Below are 25536 nucleotides of genomic sequence, written 5' to 3'. Positions count from 1 at the left end.
TTGGCGGCTGAGCCCCTTCCCACCATCGAGAGAATGCTATTCTCGCAAGTCGAGAGTGACAGTTTCACGAAGGGAATCACATGGAGATCGCCGGTAGCTCCGCGCTCGTCGTCGGTGGAGCGGGAGGCCTGGGCGAAGCGACCGTCCGGCGACTGCATGCCGCCGGCGCCAAGGTGGTCGTCGCAGACCTGGCCGACGAAAAGGGCCCCAAGCTCGCCGATGAGCTGGGGGTGCGGTACGTCCGCACCGACGCCACCTCCGAAGAGTCCGTCAACGCGGCGATCGCCGAGGCCGAAGCGCTTGCCCCGCTTCGCATTTCGGTGGACACCCATGGCGGTCCGGCCGCCGGCGGACGGCTGATCGGCAAGGACGGATCCCCGCTGGACCTCGAGGGTTTCGAAAAGACGATCAAGTTTTACTTGACCGCCGTGTTCAACGTGCTGCGGCTGACCGCGGCGGCCATCGCCCGCACCGAACCGCTGGAGGAAGGCGCCCGCGGCGTCATCATCAACACCGCCTCCATCGCCGGCTACGAGGGGCAGGTCGGCCAGTTGCCGTATGCCGCCGCCAAGGGGGGCGTGCTGGGTATGACCCTGGTGGCCGCCCGCGATCTGTCCCCGCTGGGCATCCGCGTCGTCACCATCGCCCCGGGCACCATCAACACTCCGGCGTACGGGCAAAATGCGGACAAGCTGGAGCAGTACTGGGCACCGCAGATCCCGTTCCCCAAGCGCATGGGCCGTTCGACCGAGTACGCCCAGCTGGCGCAGAGCATCGTCGAGAACGACTACCTCAACGGCGAGATCATCCGCCTCGACGGAGCGCTGCGGTTCCCGCCCCGGTGACCCTGCTGGGTAAGACCGCGTTCGTCGCCGGCGCCAGCCGAGGGATCGGTGCAACCATCGCCCGTGCGCTGGCCGCGGCGGGGGCGTCGGTGGCGGTCGCGGCCCGCTCCGAGCAGCCGGGTAAGTTGCCGGGCACCGTCGGGTCGGTGGCGGCGTCGATCACCGCGGCCGGCGGCCGGGCGCTGGCCCTACCGTGCGATGTCACCGACGAACGATCGGTCGATGACGCTGTGGCGGCGACGGTTTCGGAGTTCGGCGGCATCGACATCCTGGTGGCCAACGCCGGGGTGTTGTGGCTGGGACCGATCGAGTCCACCCCGCTCAAGCGCTGGCAGCTGTGCCTGGACGTCAATCTGACCGGCGTCTTCCTGGTGACCAAAGCGGTGATCCCGCACGTGCGGGCCCGCGGCGGCGGATCGCTGATGGCCATCACCACGACCGGCGTCGGGATGCCCGGCGCCAACGCCTACTGGGTGTCCAAGGCCGCCGCCGAACGCCTCTACCTCGGCCTGGCCGACGATCTGTCGGCCGACAACATCGCCGTCAACTGCCTCAGTCCGTCCCGGGTGGTACTCACCGAAGGGTGGCAGGCCGGCGGCATGGGCGTCGAGATCCCGCCGGAGATGGTGGAACCGCCCGAGGCGATGGCCGCGGCGGCGGTCTTGCTGGCCGGTCAGGATGCCAACGGAATCACCGGCACGGTGGCACGGTCAGAGGAGCTGATCAAGGATTGACTACCGACCGGCAGTACCGGTCGCGCAGCAACCGGCGCAGCACCTTTCCCGAAGGCAGGCGCGGAATCTCATCGACGACGACCACCCTGCGCGGCTTCTTGTACGACGCAAGGCGCTGCCCCACCCAGTCGACGGCCTCGGGTTCTGAGACCTGGCCCACCACCGCCGCGACAACCGCTTCGCCGTCGGCCGCATCGGGAACGCCGAACACCGCGCAGTCGGCGACCGCCGGGTGAGCGTGCAGCACCGCCTCCACCTCCGCGGGCGCGACCTGGAACCCACGCACCTTGATCATCTCCTTGAGCCGGTCGGTGATGTGCAGCCAGCCGTCCTCGTCGAGATGGCCGATGTCTCCGGTGCGATACCACGGCCCGTCGAACACCGCGGCGGTCTCACCTTCGGGCAGATAGCCGGCCATCGCCGAATCCGAGCGGACCTCGATCTCCCCGGTCCGCGCGATCCGCACCGCCACCCCGGCCACCGGTTTACCCACGGTGTCCAACCTGGCCGCCCCGATCGGACAGCACGCGATGACCGGCAGCTCGCTGGCTCCATACGCCGAAACCCACTGCACACCAACCCGTCCGGTGACGGCATCGGCGACGCTCTTGGTCACCGGGGTGGCGCACCACATGATGTAGCGCAGCGAGGACAGATCGTAGGATTCCAGGTCCGGGTGGGCAGCCACCGCGAGCGCGATGGGTGCGACGGCCATTTCGATGGTGATCCGGTCGCGTTGGATGTGCTCGAGCATGGAATCGATGTCGAACCGGCGGTGCAGCCGCATCCACGCGCCGGTGTCGAGCACCGTGGCGATGTTGAGCAGGCCCAGGATGTGCGACGGCGGCGTCATGATCTGCATGCGGTCGGCCGCCGTCAGGCCGAGTGCGGTTCGCCAGTGCGCAATCGCCGTGGCGAATCCGGCGTGCGTGTGCCGGACCGCCTTGGGCATCCCGGTGGTCCCCGAGCTGAAGACGAACAGCGCATCGGATTCCGGCGCCGCCGGATCCCCTCGACCGGCGCCCGGTTCTATCGGCTCGTCGAGGTGCACCACCGGCAGCAGCTCGGCCAGCAGCGGCTGATCCCCCACCCCCAGCACCGGCGCCGTCAACGCCAGCGCGTGGGCGACCTCGGCGTGTTTCCAGGACGGGCTGATCAGCACCACCGCCGCACCGACGCGCCAGATGGCCCGCAGCGCGATCACGAACTCGGGACGGTTCGACGACATCATCGCCACCCGGTCCCCGGACCGGACGCCGCGCTGCGACAGGGTGTCCGCCATTCCGTCGGCGAGCGCATCGAGCTCCGCCAGGGTGTACTGACGGTCATCGAACGCGAGCACGCCGGCTACCGCATCACTCATCGTCGAGTATCTTATCCAGATAAGAGAATGATATTCTCCATTTGTCAGAACCACACGCCCAGGAGAGTGTCATGACGGCAGAACCCGTGCCCGCAGACGAGGTGACGATCCTGCTGGATCGCGCGCGCACGACGGTGACCGGCAAACCGGGCGAGACATTACTGGAGACCGCCCGCCGCAATGGGCTGACGCCGCCGTTCTCCTGCGAAGCAGGCAACTGCGGCACCTGCATCGCCAAGCTCACCGAGGGCAGCGCCACCATGCGGGTCAACGACGCCCTCGACGATGACGAGGTGGCCGAGGGCTACGTGCTGACCTGCCAGGCCGTGCCGAATCCCGGCCCCGTCGTCGTCGATTACGAGGACTGAGTCTCGAACACCGGCGCCGGGCGGTACTCGGGCTGGTAGCCAGCCACCTTGATCGGGCTGCCCACCAACCGGAAGTCACCGGCCTGCACCACCATCTCGGGCGTCTCGGCGAGCGCCTCGGGCAAGGTGCGGACCGCCGCGGCGGGGATGCCCAGCGGTTTGAGCCTGGCCTCCCAGTTGGCCGCGGTATCGGCGGCAAGCGCCACCGATACCAGGGCCAGCACCTCGTCCCGGCGCGCGGCACGTTCGGCCATGGTGAGGAACCCACCGATCCCGGCTTCGCCGGCGAACGACTTCCAGAAACCGTCATGGGTGATGAACAGCGCCAGATACCCTTCGGCGGTCGGGAAAAGCTGAGCCGGAACGTAATACGAATGCGCCCCGAACGGGTACCGGCGCGGATGCACACCGTCGTTGAGGTAGGCCGACGCGCGATAGTTCAGTTGCGACAGCATGACATCGCGCAGCGACACATCCACCTGGCCGCCGCGGCCCGAGACGATCTGGGCCAGCAGCCCGAGAGCCGCCGTCAGCCCGGTGGAGTTGTCGGCAGCCGAATACCCGGGCAGGGTGGGGGGCGCCTCGGGGTCGCCGGTCATGGCGGCCACGCCGGTCGCCGCCTGGATCACGTAGTCGAAGGCCGGGTCGTCACCGCCGTGCAGCCCGTAGCCGGTCAGCGCGACGCACACGATCTTCTCGTTGTGCGAGCGCAGTGCGTCATAGGTCAGGCCGAGTTTCTTGATCGCCGACGGTTTCATGTTCACCAGCAGCGCGTGCGAATCGGCCACCAATTCGGCGAGTTTCGCCTGCCCGTCGGCTGAACGCAGGTCCAGGCACACGCTGCGCTTGTTGCGATTCAGGCTGGCGAAGTAGCTGTCGCTGACCTGGCGCGAGATCTCGCCGCCGGGTGGCTCGACCTTGATCACCTCGGCGCCGAGATCGGCCAGCAGCATGGTGGCGTACGGGCCGGCGAGCATCACCCCGACCTCGACGATGCGGATACCGGACAGTGGGCCGTTCATGGCGCCGACACTACGGTTTGTGCCGCCATCGGACCGAGAACTCGTGACAAACCGTGGTGTCGGCGACTCACCGCACCTGCTTCGCGAGTTCGGCGATCACCTCACGCGTGCGGTACTTCGACGCGATCAGTTCGTCTCGGGTGTCCCCGATCGGCAGCAGACGCACCGACAGGTCGGTGACACCGGCGTCGGCGAACTGCTTGAATCGCTTCAGGATCGACTCTTCATCACCGGCGGCGCACAGGTCACCGACGCTGCGGGCCTCCCCGCGGTCCAGCAGCCGCTGATAGTTCGGCGACGTCTCGGCCTCGGCCAGGATGCGGTTGGCCCGCTCCTTGGCCGCCTCGATCTCGGAGTTGGCGCACAGCGTGACGGGGATGCCCGCCACGATGCGCGGCGCCGGCTTGCCCGCCTCGGCGGCCGCCTTGTTGATCTTCGGCGCGATGTGCTCGCCGATCGCCTTCTCGTCGGCCATCCACAGCGAGGTACCGTCGGCGTGCTCGCCGGCGATCTGCAGCATCACCGGGCCCAGTGCGGACACCAACACCGGCATCGGGGTGTCGGCCGCCAGCACCGTCGGGTTGTGCACGGTGAACGAATCATTCTGCACATCAACCGGTCCCGGCCCGGCGATCGCCGTGTTGAGCACCTCCAGATAGTCGCGCGTGTATGCCGCGGGCTTCTCGTACGGCAAGCCCAGCATGTCACCCACGATCCAGTGGTGCGACGGCCCGACCCCGAGCGCCAGCCGCCCGCCAGACATCGCGTGCACCGAAAGCGCCTGGCGTGCCAGTGCGACCGGATGTTGCGCCTGCAGCGGTACCACCGCGGTGCCCAGTTCGATGCGCGACGTGTTCGCCGCCATCAACGCCACCATGGTGAGACAGTCGAAATCGTTGGGCACCTGCGGCATCCACGCGCTGTCCAGCCCCGCGGACTCGGCCCACTGGACGTCGGACACCAGCTTGGAGACCTTGCGGGCCATATCACCACGCTCGGCCCCGATCATCACGCCTAATCGCATAACCCGCCCCGCTCCGCCCGCCCTAATCGCATGCCGGCTCACCAGCCTTCTCAGTCAGTGCCCGGACCTCGGTCACCAGGGCGTCCAGCCCGGTCCCGGTCGGGAATACCGCCGCCGCACCGGCGTCGAGCAACTTCTGCACATCACCCTGCGGGATGGTGCCGCCCACCACGACGGCGATATCCCCGGCGTCGGCGGCGCGCAGCGCATCCACCGTGCGCGCCGTCAACGCGACATGTGCCCCGGACAGGATGGAAAGGCCCACCAGTGCAACGTCTTCCTGCAGCGCGATCGAGACGATGTCCTCGATGCGCTGCCGGATACCGGTATAGATGACCTCGAAGCCGGCGTCACGCAAGGTCCGGGCGACGATCTTGGCGCCGCGGTCGTGTCCGTCCAGACCGGGCTTTGCGACCAGCACTCGGGTGGCCACTAGAACACCACCGGCTGCTGGAACTCGCCCCATACGGCCTTGAGCGCCGCCACCATCTCGCCGACGGTGCAGTACGCGTTGGCGCAGTCGATCAGCTTGTGCATCAGGTTGTCGTCCCCCTCGGCCGCATTGGACAGGGCCACCAACGCTTGTTTGGCGGCAATCGGATCCCGCTCGGCCTTCACCCGCGCCAGTCGTTTGAGCTGCAGGTCGCGCCCGGCGGCGTCCAGTTCGTAGGTCGCCAGATCTGGCGCCGGCTCGTCGACGACGAACTTGTTCACGCCGACGACGGGACGTTCGCCGGATTCGACCTCGTGATGGATCTTGAAGGCCTCGTCGGCGATCAGGCCCTGCAGGTAACCGTCCTCGATGCAGCGCACCATGCCGCCGTGCGCCTCGAGGTCACCCATGATCTCGATGATCTTGGCCTCGGTGGCATCGGTGAGCGCTTCCACGAAGTACGAACCCCCCAGCGGGTCCGCGACTTTGGTGACGCCGGTTTCGTAGGCCAGGATCTGCTGGGTGCGCAGGGCGAGGGTCGCCGACTCCTCACTGGGCAGGGCGAACGGCTCATCCCAGGCCGCGGTGAACATCGACTGCACGCCGCCGAGCACGGCCGCCATCGACTCGTAGGCCACCCGCACCAGGTTGTTCTGGGCTTGCGGCGCGTACAGCGACGCACCGCCGGCTACACACCCGAACCGAAACATGGACGCCTTGTCGGTGGTCGCGCCGTAGCGCTCCCGCACGATGGTGGCCCAGCGTCGCCGTCCGGCACGGTATTTGGCGATCTCCTCGAAGAAATCGCCATGGGTGTAGAAGAAGAACGAGATCTGCGGGGCGAACTTGTCGATGCTCATCCGGCCACGCTCGACGACGGTGTCGCAATAGGTCACACCGTCGGCCAGGGTGAAGGCCATCTCCTGCACGGCATTGGCGCCGGCATCGCGGAAGTGCGCGCCCGCCACCGAGATCGCGTTGAAACGCGGCACCTCGGCGGCACAGAACTCGATGGTGTCGGCGATCAGTCGCAGCGACGGCGTCGGCGGCCAGATCCAGGTGCCGCGGGAGGCGTACTCCTTGAGGATGTCGTTCTGGATGGTGCCGGTCAGCTTTTCCCTCGGCACCCCCTTCTTCTCCGCGGCCGCCACATAGAACGCGAGCAGGATCGCCGCGGTGCCGTTGATGGTGAAGCTGGTGCTGATCGCCTCCAGCGGGATGCCGTCGAACAGAATCTCGGCGTCGGCGAGGGTGTCCACCGCGACACCGACACGACCGACCTCTTCGCCGTACTCGGGATCGTCGGAGTCATAACCGCACTGGGTGGGCAGATCCAACGCCACCGACAGTCCGGTGCCGCCCTGGTCGAGGAGGTACCGGTAACGCTGGTTGGACTCCTCGGCGGTGCCGAAGCCCGAATACTGCCGGAAGGTCCAGGTCTTGCCGCGGTATCCGGACGCGAAGTTGCCGCGTGTGAAGGGATACTCACCTGGCGCGGGCGGCTCGCCGGCACGGTCACCCGGTCCGTAGACGGGCGCCAGCGGGATGCCCGATGGGGTCTGTACGTGCTCGCTCATCAGTGGATAACGTACTTGCAAAAAATGAGAATGCCAATACCGCACGCGGGAAACATGCACGGTGCAGCGTTATCGGACCCTTTTCTGCGGTCCTGGCGCGCCGCAAACCACCCCCCGCGCGGGCGTCGTGCCTGTACATGAGCGATTATGACACTTGCTGAAAATGAGAATGGCAATACCATCAAGAGGTAAGAGCTCAGGGAGGCCCATGTCCACCGCGCACCGTCCACTAGCCGACCGCACCCTGGTGGTGTCCGGGGGCAGCCGCGGCATCGGCCTGGCCATCGCGCTCGGCGCGGCCGAGCAGGGCGCCAACATCGTGCTGCTCGCCAAGACCGCCGAGCCCCACCCCAAGCTGCCGGGCACGGTCCACACCGCAGTCGCCGACGTCGAGGCGGTGGGCGCCAAGGCCGTCGCGGTCGTGGGCGACGTGCGCAAGGAAGAAGATGTGCAGCGCGCGGTCGACACCGCGGTGCAGACCTTCGGTGGCGTGGACATCGTGATCAACAACGCCAGTGCCATAGCGACCGAAGCCAGCGAGTCCCTGTCGGCCAAGAAATTCGACCTGATGATGGACATCAACGTCCGCGGCACGTTCCTGCTCACCAAGGCCGCGCTGCCGCATCTGCGGGCCGCCGCGAACGCGCACGTCATCACCTTGGCCCCGCCGTTGAACCTGAACCCGTACTGGCTGGGCGCGCACCCCACCTACACGGTGAGCAAGTACGGCATGACGCTGCTGTCGCTGGGATGGGCCGTCGAGTACGCCGACGCCGGGATCGGCTTCAGCTGTCTGTGGCCGCAGACCTATATCGCCACCTCCGCGGTGACGAATCTGGCCGACGGCGACAGCTTGGCGGCGTCGTCGCGCGACCCGCAGATCATGGCCGACGCCGCCGTCCAGATCTTGACCCGCCCGGCCGGCGAATCCAACGGCCAGACCTACATCGATGCCGACGTGCTGACCGCGGCTGGGATCACCGACCTGTCCGGCTACGGCGGTGGCGAGGAGCCCATCTGGGATATCTTCGTGGACAAGCCATGAGTATTTCGCTGCTGTTGGAGATGTCGTCGTCGGCGAACCCGGACCGCACGGCGGTGGTGTCGGGCGATCTGCGGCTGACGGTGCAGGAGTTGAGCGCGCTCGCCGACGGCGGTGCCGGCGTGATCGCCGCCTCGGGTGCGCGCCACGTCGCCTACGTCGGCTCCGGCGGTGCGCTGTTGCCCCTGTTGCTGTTCGCCGCAGCACGTGCCGACGTGACCTTCACTCCTCTCAATTACCGGCTGTCCGCGCAGGGGTTGCGTGCCCTGATCGACCGACTGCCCGACCCGCTGGTGGTGGTCGACGACGAGTACCGCGACGCGGTCGGCGATGGATACCGGGTGATCGGTTCCCAGGAGTTCCTGGCCCGGGCAGGCACCGCCGAGCCGGTGGCTGAGTTCGCCGATCCGGACGCGGTGGCGGTGGTGCTGTTCACCTCCGGTACCACATCGCAGCCCAAAGCCGTTGAGCTCAGCCACAATAACCTCACCAGCTATATCACCGGCACGGTTGAGTTCGACTCCGCGGACGCCACTGATGCCGCACTGATCTGCGTGCCGCCGTATCACATCGCGGGGGTGAGCGCCGCGCTGTCGAATCTGTACGCCGGCCGGAAGATGGTGTACCTGCCCCATTTCGACGCCCGCGAATGGGTGCGATTGGTGGCCTCCGAGGACGTCACGTCGGCCACCGTCGTGCCGACCATGCTGGACCGCATCGTCACCGTGCTCGAAACCGAGAACGCCGCCCTGCCCACCCTGCGGACGCTGGCCTATGGGGGCTCCAAGGTGGCATTGCCGTTGGTGCGCAAGGCGCTCGGGCTGTTTCCCGGCGTCGGCTTCGTCAACGCCTACGGCCTCACCGAGACCAGTTCCACCATCGCCGTCCTCACCCCGGACGATCACCGGATCGCGCTCGGCTCATCCGACGGCGCGCTGGCCAAACGGCTCGGCTCGGTCGGCCGGCCGGTGCCCGGTATCGAGGTGCAGATCCGCGCCGAGGACGGCACCGTGCTCGGCCCGAACCGGACCGGCGAACTGTTCGTCCGCGGCGAGCAGGTATCGGGGCGCTACACCGGCATCGGCTCGGTGCTCGACGACGAAGGCTGGTTCGCCACCAAAGATGTTGCCACCCTTGATGAAGACGGCTATCTCTACATCGGCGGCCGCTCGGACGACACCATCATCCGGGGTGGGGAGAACATCGCCCCGGCCGAGATCGAGGACGTCCTCGTCGAGCATCCCGAGGTGCGCGACTGCGCCGTCGTCGGCGCCGAGGATCCGCAGTGGGGGCAGATCATCGTCGCGGTCGTGGTGCCGGCGGCCGGCGTCAATCCCGATCCGGAAGAGCTGCGATCCTTTGTCCGGGGTCAGCTGCGCGGCTCCCGCACCCCCGACCGCGTCGTCTTCCGCGACGAACTGCCCACCAACGCGACCGGCAAGGTGCTGCGCCGCGAACTCGTCAGCGAGTTGACTGATGCCCGAATTCCGGCCCCGCCGGAGGTCAGTAAGGAGCCAGCATGATCAAGAACGGCACCCGCTTGCAGAGCCAGGTCTGTGACACCCAGGTGATCGTGGTGCGCAGCAGTGACAGTCTCGACGACCTCCGCGCAGGTGGGGCGCCCATGGTGCCGGTCGGCGGCGCCGTCGCCGACGGACTGGCGCTGGACGCCGCGCTGTCCGATGGCAATCTGATGGGCAAGCGCTACGTCGACGACAGCGGCGCCGAAGTCCTGGTGACCAAGGCCGGGGCCGGAACTCTGAGCATCGGCTCCACCCCGCTGAGCATCAAGGAAGCCAAGCCGCTGCCCGCCAGCGACTGAGTGGGTCGGCGCGAATGCTGTGGAACCGCACAGCTGAGTCCTGGTTGCGTGCGGCGGCTTTGCCCAGCGGCTAGCATCCTGGATGCCAGTAGCCACCGGACGACGGCGCGGATCGGAAGTCAGTAGCGTCCGCGACGAGAGGTAGCAGCGTGTCTGGGCAGGCGCCCGACCCCACCGGAGCCAAGATTCTCGACGCGGCAACGCGTGTGCTGGCCGATTTCGGGTTCAAACGCTCGACCGTGGAGCTGGTGGCCAAATACGCGGGCGTGTCTCACATGACGGTTTATCGTCGCTGGTCGAGCAAGAACGAACTGCTCCGCGCGGCCGCAATGGGTGAATTGCGCGCCGTTCTCGACTCCGCCTTCACCGGCACGGGCGAATACGAATCTTTTGACGATCGATTCATCGAGGCTTTCGTCGACACCGTGTGGTCGATTCACCGCCACCCCTTGATGCGCAGGGAATTGGACACCGACCGCGACACGCTCCTGGCAATGCTGACGGTGAGCTCGGGGACCGTGCTGAACCTGGTGCTCCCGCAGGTTGTCGAGCATCTGCACGTTCTGGCCGCCCAGTCGCACGTGGTGATGACGGACCCTGACGCGCTTGCCGACGTCTTCGTGCGCCTGGCGCATTCGCTGCTGTTGTTGGAGCGGGCTGAGCATTCCATGAACGTCCGGTCGGATGTCGCCGACTACGCGCGCAGGGCGCTCGGGCCGCTGGCCGGCGCAGTCGTCCCGGCCGCCGAGGCCACACCCTTGCGGCGCCGCCCCCAGCTGCATCTGGCGGCGGCCGGCGTGCTGGTCGCCGGATTGCTCGGCGGCGCGCTGCTGGTCTATCCGGTCCAGCGCGAGTTCACACCGACGGATTCCTCATCTACGTCGACATCCACGTCGACGACCGCGACCACGCCTGCCGCTGCGCCCGTCACCCCGCCCGCTCCCCTGCCCGGTCCGTCATCCACACTGACGACACCGGCGCCGCCCACACCGGCAGCCGAGCCGGCTCCGACCAGCACGACACCGAACGCCCCCGGGGTGGTGCGCACCGCAACACCCGAGGACCCGGGTACGGCCACCGGCGACAAGCCGAGCCGGCCACGCCGGCCGTCGGGTACGTCCGGCATGCCGCCCAGACCACCGACGCAACCGTTCCGACCTCCCGGCCCAGGCTTCGGCGCACCACCCCCAGTCGGGCCCGGGATGCCCGCACGCCCAGGCCCAGGTCCGGGCGGGCCGGGTAGCCCCGGCCCGCCGTAGGCGCCGCGGCGTCCCAGCGCCGGGCACACCTTTACTATTCTTTGCTGAGTGCCAACTGTGCGCGCCGTGAGAGCGAGATGAGCGCGAGGTGGGCCGGGCCGTCGGTTCGATGCCGACCGCCACGGCACTCTGGTCGCCGAATCTGCCCGCCAGACCGCGCTGCGTTCATGCACCCGACCGCACCCGCCCGGTGAACCGACGGCCGCCGGTGTCGCACTCGAATCGACCGTCATCTGCGACACTGTGCATCTTCACAGTATTCAAATCGAGAAAAGACCAGTTCAGACCGCTATTGTTAGGGTGTGTCGGGATACCTAACATGCTCTCTTCTGGCTGAAACGAGGCCAGCCGCCGGTGGCGCATGGCATCGCCGAGGGACGCGCAGACACGGATTCCCTCCCCGGATTTCCGTGCGCCGGTCGCATCGGACCGTCGGGCCCCATTCGCCGTCGGCCGGCGATCCGGACGCCGGCCAAGCACGTCTCCCGCTACGCGGGACACTGTCGTGACTTCCGTTGCTGAAACCCCCGAGTGGCGAGATCCGCGGCAGCCGGACTGGCACCACGCCAGGGATCCGGTCCGCGCCTTGGTCGTCGACGGCGAACCGCTCATCCGGGAACTGATGTCGATCGCGTTGCGGCACGAAGGGTGGGCGGTGGCCACAGCCGGCGACGGGTCGGCAGCCATTCGAAGCGCGCAGCAGGTACGTCCGGACATCGTGGTGCTCGAGGCCGAGCTGCCTGATACCGATGGGCTGGGTGTGATGCGGGCGCTACGAGCGGAGACCCTGGGCCTTCCGGTGATGATTCTCAGCGGCAAAGCCAGCGTCGAGGACCGGATCGCCGGCCTGGAACAGGGCTGCGACGACTACGTCGGCAAACCCTTCAGCCTGGACGAGGTGGTGCTGCGGCTTCGCGCACTGATCAACCGATCGGCCGCCTTCTCGGAATCCGGTATCGGGCTACTCACGATCGGTGATCTGGTTCTCGATGAATGGTCCCTTGAGGTCACCCGGGCCGGCCGAAAGGTCATCCTGTCGTTCACGGAGTTCCGGCTGCTGCGGTACCTGATGCGCAATTCGGGCCGGGTCGTCTCCAAGACCGACATCCTGCAGGAAATCTGGGGTTCGCACTTCGCCAGGAGTACCAACCTCGTCGAATTGTTCGTCTCGTATCTGCGCAAGAAGATCGACGCCGGGCACCCGCCGATGATCCACACCGTGCGCGGCGCCGGTTACCTCCTCAAGCCGCCGGCAAGGGTCGGCAGCCGAGGGTGACGACGGGCGAGCGGCCGCACCGGCACGGTTAGGCTCCGACGATGACGACAGTCGGTAAAGCGCGCTCGCTGAGCTTGGTCACCGCCGGCTACGTCATCGCCATCGCGGTGGCGCGCGGTCTGGCTGGGGTGGGGCCCCAGCGACGAAAGGGGCAGCGGCGTGCTGATTGAAGTCGGCGGACTCCTTGGCCTCCTGGCCTAGAAGAACGGCGATTCTACCGGTTTCCGCGAAATTATCCCTCCGCCATCATCATTCGCTGATCGAGCGTTGAAACCTCGGGTCGGGGTCAGCCCGACGGCCCATCGCCGCACCGCCTAGCTCGCCTGGCATTCCGAAATTATTCCCCGACGCCTGAATCTGTGACTTTTTCCCGGCACCTCCGTATCTCAAGCTAGTTGAGGTACCGTCTGCAGGTCATCGGCGAGTCGGCACGTGCGCAGCCGCTCGCGAATTTTACGGCGGCGCAAAGGAACAGCGTGATGGATTCCAATACGTACGGCGATCTGGCGGTGATCGCATTTGTGGCACTTCTGGTATTCGCGACCGGGATGTTCGTGCACACCCGGCGGTTGCGGAACCGCCCGCCCTCACCCTTGGGCGACGAAGTCGGTGGCACCAAGGCAATGCTCAACAAAGTGCGCAACCGGGAGCCGATGACCGAGCCCGAACTCGCATTCGCCACCCAATCCATCGCCGACCGGAGCTCGTTTCTGGCGTTCTCGATTCCGGCCGCCATCTTCAGCCTGGGCTGCTTCTATGTGCTGGGCAGCCTGGAGCACCTGCACGGGGCGACCCCGTCCGAGCGGACCTTTCTGGGAGTGATCCCGATGTTCTCCTCGATCAACATCACCATCCAGATCCTGCGAAACAAGGCACTCAAGCGCCGCGTGCCGCAGGTACCGGTGGTCGCCGCCCAGCCGGCGGCCTGACAGCCGATTCACAGAGTCGCCGGACTTCGATCAACCCCGAAGCGCTGATAGTGTCTATTGATCCATATATCAACCAAATTGATATCAGATCTGTTGTCCCGTTCTACCGCGGGTGCCGAAAGGTGGCGTGGTGAGCTCACAGTCGTCCGGCAGGACCGTGCTCACGCGTGCGTGGATGCCCATGGTGGCCGTCGTGGCACTCGCCCTCGGCGCGCTCTGCATGTGGAAGGTCCACCAGATGTCAGCGCCCGGCCCGGTCGTCGCCGTCAACCTGCCCCAGGCGCCTCCGGAATTCACCCCGAAGAAGCTGACCTACGAGTTGTACGGCTCGTCCGGCAGCGGAGGAATCGTTTCCTATGTGGACATCGACGGACATCCTCACCAGGAAGATCTCACCGCTTTACCGTGGTCTCACGACGAGACGACCACGCTCACGGTGGTCTCCGGCAGCATTTCGGCCCAGGTCCACGGCGGCCAGGTCGGCTGCCGGATCTTGGTGAACGACGTTGTGCGCGACGAGCACTCCGATGACCGTCAGGATGCGAACGTCACATGCCGGGTGAAGTCGGCATGAGCGCACACCGGACCACCCGCCCGTTCTTCGCCCGAATGGTGCGCGTCCTGGCCGTGCCCATCATCCTGTTCTGGGCGATTCTCGCCGTGTCCACCAATACGTTTGTGCCGCAGGTGGAACGGGTGGCCGAGGAACTCGCCGGCCCGCTCGTCCCGCACTATGCGCCCTCTCAGGTGGCCATGCTGCAGATCGGCCAGAAGTTCCAGGAGTCCACGTCCACCAGCATGACCATGCTGGTGCTGGAGGCCGACCGCCCACTGGGCGAAGCGGACCACCAGTACTACGACGACCTCGTCCGGCGGCTCAGAGCCGACACCGCGCATGTGCAGTATGTGATGGACACCTGGGGCAGGCCCATCACCTCGGCCGGGGCCCAGAGCCTGGATGGCAAGTCCGCCTACGTATTACTTCGACTGGCCGGCGACATCGGCCAGATCCAGGCCAACGACTCGGTCAACGCGGTACGCGACACCGTCGCGAAAGACACCCCGCCGAAGGGACTCAAGGTCTACGTCAGCGGTGCCGCGCCGCTCGCCGCCGACACGGTGAACATCGCGAACTCCAGCCTGAACAACATCACCATCGTCACCATCTTCCTCATCATCTTCATGCTGCTGCTGGTGTACCGGTCGATCACCACACTGCTGGTGCCGCTGTTCGGGGTGCTGGTCCTCATGTTGGCCGCCAAGGGCGTCATCGCGACCCTCGGGCATTTCGGCTACATCGAACTTTCCTCCTTCGCCGTCAACATGGTGGTCTCGCTGACCTTGGGCGCGGGAACCGATTACGGCATATTCCTGCTGGGCCGCTACCACGAGGCACGACTGAACGGCGAGACCCGCGAAGACGCGTACTACACCGCGTACCGGGGTGTTTCGCATGTCATCATCGGTTCCGGGCTGACCATCGCCGGCGCGTGTTTCTGCCTGACATTCGCGCGGCTGAACTACTTCCACACCATGGGGCCGGCGGTGGCAATCAGCATGGTGCTCACCGTCACCGGCGCCCTCACATTGGTACCGGCCCTGCTGAGTCTGGGCAGCCTGTTCGGCTTGTTCGACCCGAAGCGCAAGGTCAAGGCGAAGGTGTACCGCCGGATCGGCACCAGCGTGGTGCGCTGGCCCAAACCGATTCTGGTCGCGGCCGTCACGATCGTCTCGCTCGGTGCCGTCTTCGTCCCGACCTATCAGGTGAGTTACGACGACCGGACGTATCAGCCGACCGACGCGCCCGCCAATCAGGGCTTTCAGGCCGCCGACCGCCACTTTCCGCAGAGCAAGCTGTTCAGCGAGATGCTGATGATCGAGTCGGATCACGACATGCGCAACTCGGCGGACTTCATCTCCCTGGACCGGGCCGCCAAGGCACTGATGCGACTTCCCGGGGTGGCGATGGTGCAGAGCATCACCCGGCCGATGGGCAGAGCGCTCGAACATGCCAGCCTGCCTTATCTTTTCACCACCCAAGGCAGTGGCAACGGTATGCAGCTGCCCTTCGTCCGACAGTCCAACAGCAACACCGACCAGCAGGCGCAGATCATGGCGCACACCATCACGGTGCTCGACCAGACGATCGATCTCACCCAGAAGCTCTCCGACGAGATGCACGCAACGGTCCTGACCATGGAGGACATGCAGCAGGTCACCGATCAGATGAATTCCGAGGTCGCCAACCTCGACGACTTCATGCGGCCGCTGCGCAACTACTTCTATTGGGAACCACACTGTTTCGACATCCCCGCGTGCTGGGCCTTCCGATCGCTGTTCGACATGCTGGACAGCGTGGACAGCCTCGCCGGCGACATCAAAGAGGCGGTCGGTTCACTGGAGGTCGTCGACAAACTGCTCCCCCAGATGGTGACACAGCTCAAGCTGATGGCCAATGACATGCGCGGCTTGCAGGCGCTGATCGTCAACACATACGGCCCGTCCAACATTCAGGCCGACAACACCGATCAGACCTTCGACGACATGATCAACGTCGGCAATGACTTCGACACGGCGCGCAGCGATGACTTCTTTTACATTCCGCGGGAAGCATTCGACAACGAGGACATCAAGACCGGTGAGCAGTTGATGATGTCGCCGGACGGCAAGGCCGCCCGGCTCATCGTCACCCATGAGGGCAATGCGATGGGACAGGAGGGTATCGACCACGTCCAGCAGTTCCCCGACGCCATCAAGGTGGCCCTGAAGGAAACCTCCCTCGCCGGCGCCAAGATCTACATCGGCGGTTCGGGCTCGAACAACCGGGACATCCAGGAGTACGCCAAGTCCGATCTGCTCATCGCCGCCATCGCCGCATTCGTTCTGATCTTCCTGATCATGATGTTCATCACGCGAAGTTTGGTGGCCGCCTTGGTGATTCCAGGAACGGTGGCCTTCTCCTTCGCCGGGGCGTTCGGGTTGTCGGTGCTGATCTGGCAGCACCTGATCGGACTGCATCTGCACTGGCTGATTCTGCCGCTGACGTTCATCATTCTGGTGGCCGTCGGTTCGGACTACAACCTGTTGCTGATCGCCAGATTGAAGGAAGAAGTGCACGCCGGGATCAACACCGGGCTGGTTCGCGCTCTCGGGAGCACCGGCGGCGTGGTGACCTCGGCCGGTCTGGTCTTCGCGTTCACCATGCTGGCCATGCTGTCCAGTGACCTGCGGACCATCGGTCAGGTCGGCTCCACGGTGTGCATCGGCCTGTTGCTCGACACCCTGATCGTCCGGTCGTTCATCGTGCCGTGCCTGGTCCGGCTTCTGGGACCGTGGTTCTGGTGGCCGACCTTCGTGCGCCAGCGCCCGCTACCGTCACGGCTGCGGTCGCGCTCGGTCACCCCGGAATCGGTGTAGGGACGGGCAGGTCGAGGAGCTCCTCGTGGAACCCACCGTATCGGCGGCCGGGCTCGACGAGGTGCACCTCGAGAATCCAATGACATTGGTTGCCCGAGCGATCTTTTCGACGCATCGGGTGTACGGACCCCGGTGCCACGTAGGATTCGATCTTGTCGCCGGGAATGTTCTCGTGCGGGAACTGGCCGACCAGGTGTCCCGCGATGGTCCCTCCGAAATGCCAACCGGCACTTGCACTCAGCGCCACAACATGGCTGAAGAGCTCGGCACCGGTGATCTCCTGGTGTTCGAAGAAGAACTCCCGGGCGGCCGTCCAGATCCGCGGGAGGTCGTCACGCAGGGCCAGTTTGCGCGGATCGTCGCCGAGGACGAAAGTGCGGCCGAAATCGGCTTCCCATTCCTCGAAGATGGGTCCGAGATCCACAAAGAGGATGTCGTCCTCGGCGATGGTGAGATCCGCAGGATTGTCGCGGGCGGTCTCCAGCGTGTTCACACCGGTGCGCACGATCCGCTTGTGCCAGTGCCGGGTGACGCCGAACAGGTCGGCTGCCAGATCGCGGATTTCGCCCGACAGTTGCCGCTCGGTGATCCCGGCGCGGACCATCTGACGCCCGCTGATCTCGTCGAACAGTTCGGCGGCCTTGTCCTGGGCGTCCAGCAACCGGATCGCGCGCGTACCTTCGTCCACGCCTCCAGGCTAGTGAACCACCAGCCGGAGCGGCCGCTACGGTGTCATCCCCACTGGTAGGGCAGAAACTTGCCGTCGAACGTCACGACCACGCGGTCACCGCCGGGATCGGGCTTCCGCTCGAACGACACCGCGAAATTGATGGCGCTCATGATGCCGTCGCCGAATTCCTCGTGAATCAGTTCCTTGAGCGCAGGGCCGTAGACATCGATCGCCTCATGCAGCCGGTAGACGGTGGGGTCCGTCGATACCCCGGGGTCTGCGATGCGGTACGGCTGCCGTCGCAGCGCCATCTCGACGTCGGTACCCAGCCCCAGCTCGGCGCAGATCGTCGCCGCGTCGTCGGCGGCCACCGGATGCTTGCCGAGCAATGCGGCCACGGTCCACACCAGCGGCCGGTTGATCGCGGCGGCCAGCTCAGCCCAGGTGATTCCCTTGGCGGCACGCGCATCGTTGATGATCCGCCCACAATCGGACCTGTCCAGCTGCAGCTCTGACATCGGGCACCCTCCTGCATTCGGTTTCATGCGGTGACGCTTCGATTGTCTGCCGTCCGGACCGATGCCGCATGCGTTGCACACATGGCCGAGGTATACCGCGCAGTTTACATCGGGGGTAGGCCGTCCTATCGTGGGCTGAGTTGAGTACACTATACCTAGATTGAGCGACCGCCAGCGAAAGGCGCGATATGACCACCGAGACCCGCACCGACACCCGTGCCGAACGCCTGGCGTGGCTGTACGCCACCGACGCCGACCTGCAGGCCGCGCGGCCGTCGGCGGCCGCCGTGGCGTCGGCCCGGCGCCCCGGCACCCGCCTCGCCGAGATCTTGCGGATCTACGCCGAGAGCTACGCGGACCGGCCGGCCTTGGGAACCCGGGACACCGCCGTCGTGCGCGATCCCGCCACCGGCCGCAGCGAGCAGCGACTGTTGCCTTCCTTCGACACCATCTCCTATCGCCGGTTGTGGTCGAACGTGCGGGCCATCGCCGCCGCGTGGGACCACGGTCCCGACCATGTCAGCCCGGGTGACTTCGTGGCCACCATCGGCTTCGCCAGTGCCGACTACCTGACCGTCGATCTGGTCACCAATTACCTAGGCCTGGTTTCGGTTCCGCTGCAGCATAATTCGCCGGCGTCCCGGCTGCTGCCGATCTTCGCCGAGACCGAGCCCCGGGTGCTCGCCGTCAGCGCCCGTTATCTCGACCTGGCCGCCGAATGCGCCGCGAGCAGCCCGTCGGTGCAACGGCTGACCGTGTTCGACTACGACGCGGCCGTCGACGCGCACCGGGAAGCGCTGGCCCGAGCCCGCATTCGTCTCGCACACAAGGACGTCGCCATCGAGATCCTCGCCGAGGTGATCCACCACGGACAGACCCTCCCGGCACCCGAGGGCTTCGACGGCGCCGACGACCAGCGGCTGGCGATGATCCTGTACACCTCGGGCAGCACCGGCCTGCCCAAGGGTGCCATGTGGACCGAACGCATGCTCGCCATGATGTGGACCAGCGGCTTCGTCTCCGACGGCGACGTGCCGGTGCGCAACGTGAACTTCATGCCGCTGAACCATCTGGGCGGCCGGATCGCCCTGGTGGCGTCGTTCCAGGCAGGCGGCACAAGCTACTTCGTACCCGAGAGCGATCTGTCCACCCTTTTCGAAGATTGGCAACTGGTCGGCCCGACCCAGCTGGCGGTGGTCCCACGCGTCGTCGACATGCTCTTCCAGCGCTACCAGACCCGCATCGACAGCCTGCGGGCCGAGGGCGAATCCGCCGCAGAAGCCGACGCGCACGCCAAAACCGAATTACGCGAGTATCTACTCGGCGGACGGGTGCTCAACGGATTCGTCGGCACCGCACCGCTGGCGCCGGATATGCGCGCGTTTCTCGAAAACACCATCGAAGCACCGCTGTTCGACGTCTACGGCCTCACCGAGGTGGGCGGCGTCACCCGCGACGGCGTCGTCACCCGTCCGCCCGTGCTGGACTACAAGCTGATCGACGTCCCTGAACTCGGCTACTTCGGCACCGACCGCCCCCACCCTCGCGGCGAACTCCTGGTCAGGACGGCGACCGCGACACCGGGCTACTACAAGCGCCCCGATGTGACCGCCGAGGTGTTCGACGCCGAGGGTTACTACCGCACCGGTGATGTGATGGCCGAGGTCGCACCCGATCGGCTGGTCTACCTCGACCGCCGCAACAACGTCATCAAACTCGCGCAGGGCGAGTTCGTCGCGGTCTCCAATCTGGAGGCCGTCTACGCCGGCGCCCCGCTGGTACGCCAGATCTTCGTCTACGGCAACAGTGAACGTTCCTCGCTGCTGGCGGTCATCGTGCCGACCGACGAAGCCCTCACCCACCATCCCGACCCTGACGACCTCAAGGGGGCGCTCCACGACGCGCTACGCACCACCGCCCAGGCCACCGAGCTGCAGTCCTACGAGGTGCCCGCCGACTTCCTGATCGAAACCGAGCCGTTCACCACCACCAACGGCCTGTTGTCGGGCGTCGGGAAGCTGCTGCGCCCCAGGCTCAAAGAGCACTACGGCGAACGACTGGAGCAGCTGTACACCGATCTATCGCAGGCCCGCACGGATCAGATGCGGGCCCTGCGCGAGGCCGCCGGCACCCAGCCAGTGCTGGATACCGTGACCAAGGCGGCGCAGGTACTGCTCGGATTGCCCGGCGCCGCACCGAGCGCCGACGAACACTTCACCGACCTCGGCGGCGATTCACTGTCCGCACTGAGCTTCTCCAATATGCTCGGCGAGGTGTTCGGCGTCGACGTGCCCGTCGGCGTGATCATCGGACCGTCGGCGGACTTGAAAGCACTGGCCGAATACGTGGAATCCGAACGGGCATCAGACGGGAAGCGCCCCACCGCCTCGAGCGTGCACGGCGCAGGCGCGGCCACCCTGGCTGCCGCTGACCTCACTTTGGACAAGTTCATCGATCACGCCACGCTGCGCACCGCGGCATCGGCACGCCCGGTGACCGACCGCGTCAACACCGTGCTGTTGACCGGCGCCAACGGCTATCTGGGACGCTTCCTGACGCTGGAATGGCTGCGGCGACTGTCGGCCACCGGCGGCCGGTTGGTGACTCTGCTTCGCGGCGACGATCCCGAGTCTGCGCTGCGTAGGCTGGCGCAGGTGTTCGACTCGGATCCGGCGTTGGCGCATGAGTTCGGTTCGCTGGCCGCCGATCACCTCGAGGTGATCCCCGGTGACATCGGTGAGCCGAATCTGGGCCTCGACGACGTGACCTGGCAGAGACTGGCGCGCGAGGTCGACCTCGTCGTGCACCCGGCCGCACTGGTCAACCATGTGCTGCCGTACGGACAACTGTTCGGCCCCAACGTCGTTGGCACGGCCGAGGTGATCCGGCTGGCTATCAGTGAGCGGCTCAAGCCGGTGACCTATCTGTCCACCGTGGCGGTGGCCATGACGGTGCCCGATTTCACCGAGGACGGTGATATCCGCACTGTCAGTTCCGAACGCCCACTCGATGCCGGGTACGCCAGCGGCTACGCCAACAGCAAGTGGGCCGGCGAGGTCCTGCTGCGTGAGGCGCACGACCTGTGCGGGCTGCCCGTGAGCGTCTTCCGGTCCGATCTGATCCTGGCGCACAGCACCTACGCCGGTCAGGTCAACATGCCCGATGCCTTCACCCGGCTGCTGATCAGCCTGGTGACCACCGGACTCGCGCCGCACACGTTCTACGCCGCAGACGGCTCCGACGAGCGGCCGCGGGCGCATTACGACGGACTGCCCGCCGATTTCGTGGCCGAGGCCATCGCCACCATCGGCGGCCACAGCCTCACGGGCTTCCGGTCGTACGACGTGATGAACCCGCACGACGACGGCGTCTCACTGGACGTCATCGTGGACTGGCTGATCGACGCGGGCATCCGGATCACCCGGGTGCGCGATCACACCGAGTGGCTCGCCCGGTTCGAGGGCGCGTTGCGTGCGCTGCCGGAGCGTGTGCGCCAACGTTCCGCGCTAGCGTTGTTGGATGCCTACCGTGAACCCGAGCAGCCGCTGCGCGGTGCGGTGGCGCCGACGGCGGTGTTCCGAGAGGCCGTCCGTGCGGCGAGAATCGGCAGCACGCACGATATCCCGCACATCACCGAGGACCTGATCGGCAAGTACCTGACAGACCTGCGGCAGCTGGGAATGATCTGACGACAGGTGCTAGGCGGTATGGATTCCCAAGGTGCGCCGGATGTCCGGCTTCATCTGTTGTAGCTGCTGACCCCAGTACTCCCAGGCGTGCAGGCCTTTCGGCGGCAGCTCGAAGGTGGCGTTCTTGCCGCCCGCGGCGAGGTAGGCCTGCTGGAAGTTCTGGTTGCTCTGCAGTGTCAATCCTTCCAGGATGCCGGCCCCCGGATTTGCTTGCGCCGCGGCGGGAACCAGGTCACCCGGGGTGCCGTTGCCACAGTAGATCCAGATGCGGGTGCCGTTGGCCACCAGCTCAGGGATGTGTAACGACGGATCATTGCGGGTCCAGGCGGGATCGATCGGCGGACCCCACATGTCGGTGGCACGGAATCCGCCGGCGTCGTTCATCGCCAGACCCACCAGCGTGGGCCACCACCCCTGAGAAAGGTTCAAGAACCCGGACAGGGCGCCGGCGAAGACGAACCGGTCAGGGTGGTAGATCGCGAACGTGAGTGCAGGCGCACCGCCCATCGAAAGCCCCACCACCGCATTTCCGCCCGGATCGATTCCCTTGTGGTCCGAGAGCCAGGCGGGCAGTTCCTCAGTGAGGAACGTCTCCCACTTGTAGGTCTGGGTGCCGCCGTTGCCGACTGCCGGCTGGTACCAGTCGGTGTAGAAACCGGACTGGCCACCCACCGGCATCACCACCGACAATCCGGACTGGAAATACCACTCGAACGCCGGGGTGTTGATATCCCAGCCGTTGAAGTCGTCCTGGGCGCGCAGTCCGTCGAGCAGGTACAGGGCATGCGGACCACCGGGCTGGAACTGCACCCGGATATCGCGGCCCATCGCCGCCGATGGCACCAGGAGGTACTCGACCGGCAGTCCCGGGCGTGATTGCGCAGCCGCGGTCCCGGCGCCGGCAAGCGTGGTGGTCAGGGCGGGCAGTAGGGCAATCGCCAAAATGCTTGCAGCCCAGCGCCGCAGTTGCTTCTTCAATGTTCTCACCCCGCGTCGGCCATACCTCTTCGGTTAGTCCCACTACCCTATTGGCCGGGCTCGCCAAACCCCTCGGGCGACGGGGGTGCGGCTTCTCACATTCACCACGCCACGAGGCGAATGCCACTCCAGGGGCGCCGATCCCGCGATCGTCGCCCTCGTTCGAGGTATCGGCACACTTCGTCATCGACGGCAGAGCAGCACCGCGCGGTCGTGCGCGCGTTGAGGAAGTTGAAGAATCTGCCGCGGACACAGTTTCCCGTTGCCGGGTGAGGTGACACCATTACTGGATCTAGTCATACTTGACGAAATCGTCATTGTTTGATTTGGTAGTGGTGACCACGGGGCCGCACCGCACCCGCCGCAGGGAGGGAGCCGCCATGAGCAACACCGCCAAGGCGCCGGTGTATCGACGGGATATCTACGCGCGCAGCGCGATACGTGACCCCTACCCGCATTACGCCCGGCTACGCCAACTCGGTGCGGTGGTGTGGCTGCCGCGGCAGCGGGTCTACGCACTACCCCGCTATGCCGAATGCAAGACGGTGCTGCGTGACGACACTCGCTTCGCCTCCGGTCAGGGTGTGGCACTGAATCCGCTCACCAACCGGCTCTCCCGGGGCACCACGCTCAACAGCGATGGCGCCGACCACGACCGGCGACGCAAGTTACTCGCCCACCGCCTCACGCCAAAGGCGTTGCGGACCATGGCGGAAGCCATCGATCGGCAAGCCGCGGCGGTCGTCGAAGCGGCGGTTGCCCGCCGCTACGTCGACGGAGTCCGCGACGTCGCCACCGCGCTTCCGGTGGCGGTGGTACCCGACCTGGTGGGATGGCCCGAGGACGGCCGAGATCACCTCATCGAATGGGCCGGTGCCACCTTCGACTCGCTGGGCCCACTGAACCGACAATGGCTGCGCACCATGCCCACCGCCTTGTCGATGCTGCGATTCTCCCGCCGCGTCGTTCGCGATCGCGACGTGCTACCCGGAAGCATGGGAGACGATGTGCTCCGCGCGGCCGACGCCGGCGAGCTGCCCCGCTCGGAATGCTCGGCGCTGATGATCGACTATCTGGCCCCATCGCTGGATACCACGATCAGTGCCATCAGCTCCGCCCTGTACCTCTTCGCGGCCCACCCCGAACAGTGGCAGGCACTGCGGGAGGACCCGTCACTCGTCGCAAATGCCGTCAACGAGATCGTACGCCTCGAATCCCCGTTGCGGGCGTTCTCCCGCAAGGCCGTCGCAGACGTGGAGATCGGCGGCTCGCGGATTCCACGCGATTCGCGAGTACTGGTCGTCTACGCCTCCGCCAACCGTGACGAGCGTGAATGGGATGATCCCGACACCTTCGACATCACCCGTGATGTCAACCGGCACTTGGGTTTTGGTTACGGAACCCACGGTTGCGCCGGACAGGGATTGGCGCGCTTGGAGTCTGCGGCCATTCTGCGGGAACTGGTCGCCCGGGTGGAACGCATCAACCTCACCGGCTCGCCGACGTGGGCAATCAACAACATCATTCACCGCTACCAGCGACTGCCGCTGGAGCTGGTACCCGCCTAGGAAGGACGAGCCATGCGTGTCATCGTCGATCAGGACCGGTGCGAAGGGCACGGCCTGTGCACCCAGTCTGCTCCGATGATCTTCTCCTTCGACGACGACGGAGATCTGGTCAATGAGTTCACCGACACCGACGTGCCCGAGGGCCTCGCCGGCGCCGCGCGGGATGCCATCGACGTATGTCCGGTCGCGGCGCTACGCGGGTCCTGACCTCACGCCGCCGAGTGCGGCGGCGTGATCGCACCCAGGTCGGGAAGCGGGCGGGAACAGACCTCGGCCGCATCCGCCGCGGACATTCCGAACAGTCGCAGCACGTCGGCCGTGACGGAATCGGCGGCTTGGGCGTCATCACGATCGGGGTCACTGGTCAGCAGGGCGCCCAATCCCATGATTGCGCCGCCGGCAATGGCCAATGCCAAGTGCGGATCCTCGACCGTGAACCGCCCGGCGCCGACGGCGGCTTCGATATCGCGCAGCGCGCGGGGCGCTAATCCGCGGTCCGAAGTCAACAACGCAACACCATTGGCCAGCAGGATCTGGCTCTCCTGGGGGCGGCGGCGGAACAGCCGCCCGGTCAGCCTGAACCGGCAAGCGAACGTCTCCGCGGGGTCTTCGATATCGGACGTCAACACGTCCAAGAGCGCGCCGTGCGCATCAAGAGCTTCGGCCACCGCGGCGGCGAACAAGTCTTCCTTGCTGTCGAAATGGTTGTAGAACGAACCCATTCCGACATCGGCAGCCTGGGTGATGTCCAGCACGGGGACGCTGAGCCGGCCTTCGGCGATGAATTTCTGCGCGGCGCCGATCAGCGCGGCGCGGGTGCGTTGCTTTCGTCGCTGCACCCGACTGATGCCAGGTTCCACCAACTCACTCATCACGACCCCGCCCAACTCGAAGAGAAGCTCAATCTAGCAGCCGACTCATTTCTGAGGATATCGTCACTCTTCTTGACTGAGCATTACGTCGTATGTGACGATTTCATCAGAATATGGGAGGAGTGGGCAG

At 66.2% G+C, this 25536-nt stretch carries 24 protein-coding genes; 15 read left to right on the top strand and 9 right to left on the bottom strand.

What is annotated here, in order from left to right:
* The first annotated feature begins 80 nt into the window (after positions 1-80).
* On the top strand, positions 81-845 hold the full coding sequence (locus ACXPWS_RS08400) for an SDR family NAD(P)-dependent oxidoreductase (protein WP_458712003.1): 765 nt from the start codon (positions 81-83) through the stop codon (positions 843-845).
* Positions 842-1579, top strand: coding sequence for an SDR family NAD(P)-dependent oxidoreductase (locus ACXPWS_RS08395; RefSeq protein WP_458712002.1), 738 nt, complete (start codon positions 842-844; stop codon positions 1577-1579). Before ACXPWS_RS08400 ends, ACXPWS_RS08395 begins: the two co-directional genes overlap by 4 nt.
* Here the strand turns inward: ACXPWS_RS08395 and ACXPWS_RS08390 are convergent.
* Positions 1569-2942, bottom strand: a complete 1374-nt coding sequence (locus ACXPWS_RS08390) for a class I adenylate-forming enzyme family protein (RefSeq protein ID WP_458712001.1) — start codon at positions 2940-2942, stop codon at positions 1569-1571. The genes ACXPWS_RS08395 and ACXPWS_RS08390 overlap by 11 nt on opposite strands.
* A gap of 71 nt (positions 2943-3013) precedes the next feature.
* On the opposite strand from ACXPWS_RS08390, the gene ACXPWS_RS08385 reads away from it, so the two are divergent.
* Positions 3014-3310, top strand: coding sequence for a 2Fe-2S iron-sulfur cluster-binding protein (locus ACXPWS_RS08385; RefSeq protein WP_458712000.1), 297 nt, complete (start codon positions 3014-3016; stop codon positions 3308-3310).
* On the opposite strand, the gene ACXPWS_RS08380 is transcribed toward ACXPWS_RS08385, so the two are convergent.
* From ACXPWS_RS08380 to ACXPWS_RS08365, 4 genes are all read right to left on the bottom strand, one after another.
* Entirely contained in the window at positions 3298-4332 is a 1035-nt protein-coding gene (locus tag ACXPWS_RS08380) for a CaiB/BaiF CoA transferase family protein (RefSeq protein WP_458711999.1), read from the bottom strand. The two genes, ACXPWS_RS08385 and ACXPWS_RS08380, sit on opposite strands and share 13 nt — an antisense overlap.
* Positions 4333-4399: 67 nt before the next feature.
* On the bottom strand, positions 4400-5356 hold the full coding sequence (locus ACXPWS_RS08375; protein ID WP_458711998.1) for an LLM class F420-dependent oxidoreductase: 957 nt from the start codon (positions 5354-5356) through the stop codon (positions 4400-4402).
* Positions 5357-5378: 22 nt separating this feature from the next.
* Positions 5379-5789 carry a cobalamin B12-binding domain-containing protein gene (locus tag ACXPWS_RS08370; protein ID WP_458711997.1) on the bottom strand — a complete coding sequence of 137 codons (411 nt, stop codon included), beginning with the start codon at positions 5787-5789 and terminating at the stop codon, positions 5379-5381.
* Positions 5789-7366: a methylmalonyl-CoA mutase family protein gene (locus tag ACXPWS_RS08365; RefSeq protein ID WP_458711996.1), complete on the bottom strand. Its 1578-nt coding sequence runs from the start codon at positions 7364-7366 to the stop codon at positions 5789-5791. Before ACXPWS_RS08365 ends, ACXPWS_RS08370 begins: the two co-directional genes overlap by 1 nt.
* Before the next feature lie 208 nt (positions 7367-7574).
* On the opposite strand from ACXPWS_RS08365, the gene ACXPWS_RS08360 reads away from it, so the two are divergent.
* The 9 genes from ACXPWS_RS08360 to ACXPWS_RS08320 all read left to right on the top strand — a co-directional run bounded on the left by ACXPWS_RS08360 (position 7575) and on the right by ACXPWS_RS08320 (position 17111).
* The gene (locus tag ACXPWS_RS08360; RefSeq protein ID WP_458711995.1) at positions 7575-8411 is read left to right on the top strand and encodes an SDR family oxidoreductase; all 837 of its coding nucleotides are present in this window, start codon (positions 7575-7577) and stop codon (positions 8409-8411) included.
* On the top strand, positions 8408-9931 hold the full coding sequence (locus tag ACXPWS_RS08355; protein ID WP_458711994.1) for a class I adenylate-forming enzyme family protein: 1524 nt from the start codon (positions 8408-8410) through the stop codon (positions 9929-9931). Before ACXPWS_RS08360 ends, ACXPWS_RS08355 begins: the two co-directional genes overlap by 4 nt.
* A complete protein-coding gene (locus ACXPWS_RS08350) occupies positions 9928-10230 on the top strand; it encodes a hypothetical protein (protein ID WP_458711993.1) in 303 nt (100 codons plus the stop codon). The genes ACXPWS_RS08355 and ACXPWS_RS08350 overlap by 4 nt, the downstream gene beginning before the upstream one ends.
* A gap of 149 nt (positions 10231-10379) precedes the next feature.
* Positions 10380-11489 (top strand): TetR/AcrR family transcriptional regulator, encoded by a 1110-nt coding sequence (locus tag ACXPWS_RS08345; protein ID WP_458711992.1) that lies wholly within the window; start codon positions 10380-10382, stop codon positions 11487-11489.
* Between the two features lie 586 nt (positions 11490-12075).
* Positions 12076-12765 carry a response regulator transcription factor gene (locus tag ACXPWS_RS08340; protein WP_458713457.1) on the top strand — a complete coding sequence of 230 codons (690 nt, stop codon included), beginning with the start codon at positions 12076-12078 and terminating at the stop codon, positions 12763-12765.
* A 41-nt stretch (positions 12766-12806) separates the two neighbouring features.
* Positions 12807-12935: a hypothetical protein gene (locus tag ACXPWS_RS08335; protein ID WP_458711991.1), complete on the top strand. Its 129-nt coding sequence runs from the start codon at positions 12807-12809 to the stop codon at positions 12933-12935.
* Positions 12936-13244: 309 nt separating this feature from the next.
* Complete coding sequence (locus ACXPWS_RS08330) at positions 13245-13694, top strand: hypothetical protein (RefSeq protein ID WP_458711990.1); 450 nt, start codon at positions 13245-13247, stop codon at positions 13692-13694.
* A 175-nt stretch (positions 13695-13869) separates the two neighbouring features.
* Positions 13870-14268: an MmpS family transport accessory protein gene (locus tag ACXPWS_RS08325; protein WP_458711989.1), complete on the top strand. Its 399-nt coding sequence runs from the start codon at positions 13870-13872 to the stop codon at positions 14266-14268.
* Positions 14247-17111, top strand: coding sequence for an MMPL/RND family transporter (locus tag ACXPWS_RS08320; RefSeq protein WP_458711988.1), 2865 nt, complete (start codon positions 14247-14249; stop codon positions 17109-17111). The genes ACXPWS_RS08325 and ACXPWS_RS08320 overlap by 22 nt, the downstream gene beginning before the upstream one ends.
* On the opposite strand, the gene ACXPWS_RS08315 is transcribed toward ACXPWS_RS08320, so the two are convergent.
* Both ACXPWS_RS08315 and cynS read right to left on the bottom strand, forming a co-directional pair.
* Positions 17092-17799, bottom strand: coding sequence for a M24 family metallopeptidase (locus ACXPWS_RS08315; RefSeq protein ID WP_458711987.1), 708 nt, complete (start codon positions 17797-17799; stop codon positions 17092-17094). The two genes, ACXPWS_RS08320 and ACXPWS_RS08315, sit on opposite strands and share 20 nt — an antisense overlap.
* 44 nt (positions 17800-17843) lie before the next feature.
* Positions 17844-18299 (bottom strand): cyanase, encoded by a 456-nt coding sequence (cynS, locus tag ACXPWS_RS08310; RefSeq protein ID WP_458711986.1) that lies wholly within the window; start codon positions 18297-18299, stop codon positions 17844-17846.
* A 188-nt stretch (positions 18300-18487) separates the two neighbouring features.
* On the opposite strand from cynS, the gene car reads away from it, so the two are divergent.
* On the top strand, positions 18488-21988 hold the full coding sequence (gene car, locus ACXPWS_RS08305; protein ID WP_458711985.1) for a carboxylic acid reductase: 3501 nt from the start codon (positions 18488-18490) through the stop codon (positions 21986-21988).
* Between the two features lie 9 nt (positions 21989-21997).
* Here car and ACXPWS_RS08300 read toward each other — a convergent pair whose 3' ends face one another.
* The gene (locus ACXPWS_RS08300; protein ID WP_458711984.1) at positions 21998-22966 is read right to left on the bottom strand and encodes an esterase family protein; all 969 of its coding nucleotides are present in this window, start codon (positions 22964-22966) and stop codon (positions 21998-22000) included.
* A 380-nt stretch (positions 22967-23346) separates the two neighbouring features.
* Here ACXPWS_RS08300 and ACXPWS_RS08295 point away from each other — a divergent pair, with 380 nt between their 5' ends.
* Positions 23347-24534 carry a cytochrome P450 gene (locus tag ACXPWS_RS08295; protein ID WP_458711983.1) on the top strand — a complete coding sequence of 396 codons (1188 nt, stop codon included), beginning with the start codon at positions 23347-23349 and terminating at the stop codon, positions 24532-24534.
* A 12-nt stretch (positions 24535-24546) separates the two neighbouring features.
* Complete coding sequence (locus ACXPWS_RS08290; RefSeq protein WP_458711982.1) at positions 24547-24741, top strand: ferredoxin; 195 nt, start codon at positions 24547-24549, stop codon at positions 24739-24741.
* Positions 24742-24743: 2 nt separating this feature from the next.
* On the opposite strand, the gene ACXPWS_RS08285 is transcribed toward ACXPWS_RS08290, so the two are convergent.
* The gene (locus ACXPWS_RS08285; RefSeq protein WP_458711981.1) at positions 24744-25406 is read right to left on the bottom strand and encodes a TetR/AcrR family transcriptional regulator; all 663 of its coding nucleotides are present in this window, start codon (positions 25404-25406) and stop codon (positions 24744-24746) included.
* Between the last annotated feature and the right edge of the window lie 130 nt (positions 25407-25536).

It is taken from the genome of Mycobacterium sp. BMJ-28 (assembly GCF_054404835.1).
This window is presented reverse-complemented; position numbering and strand designations above follow the sequence as displayed.